Source organism: Legionella sheltonii, from assembly GCF_026191355.1.
In the GTDB taxonomy this organism is placed as follows: Bacteria; Pseudomonadota; Gammaproteobacteria; order Legionellales; family Legionellaceae; genus Legionella; species Legionella sheltonii.
The window spans coordinates 1-587 of record NZ_JAPHOQ010000054.1; the positions used below are offsets into that span (position 1 = coordinate 1).

The following is a 587-nucleotide window of genomic DNA, read 5'->3' on the forward strand; positions in this document are numbered from 1 at the left end:
ATTTTTTCCCCTCACCGCCTTCCTCCACCAATATTGGTTCCGTTTTAAGGTGTTCTTTGATGTCAGGAAAATATGTGTTAAGGAATTCCAGAGGATTGGCTGTTATTTTTTCCACATCAAAGAGGTTATTAATAATCTGAAAAATATAATGCCTATAAATAACTTCTTTAATTTTTCCTCTTTTTAATACTTCGGCTAGAAGTGCCTCATTAGCGCATATCGATTTAATTAAGACAGTGGCTTCATTAATCGATCCTTTTCTTCTGGGTTGGTATTTGGGTATTTCTTCAATACACGTTTCTAATTCATCAAGAAACCACTGGAATAGAGTATCTGTTTCTGGATTAATATCTCTAAAAAAATCAAACTTAAATACTAGGGCGTGTTGACAATTCATCCCCACCGGCTACGTGCCGCGACTTGTTCGCGGCAACCAGCCGATCTTAATCAGTGGCAAATTTCTTCATAAAGATCATGCCATTCTGTATTTAGGTTCTTAATCAAATTTAACTTCCACTGCCTGGGCCAATTTTTGAATCGCTTTTCACGTCGAGCAGCTTCTATATAGGTTTCATGAACCTCATAAT

Annotated in this window: 1 protein-coding gene and 1 pseudogene; both read right to left on the reverse strand. The window is 36.8% G+C overall.

Annotated elements, in window-relative coordinates:
• Positions 1-397, reverse strand: a pseudogene (locus OQJ26_RS19330) (hypothetical protein); the annotation flags it as partial.
• A gap of 50 nt (positions 398-447) precedes the next feature.
• Positions 448-587 (reverse strand): GIY-YIG nuclease family protein (locus OQJ26_RS19335; RefSeq protein WP_463605700.1); only part of this gene is annotated, 140 nt, incomplete at its 5' end.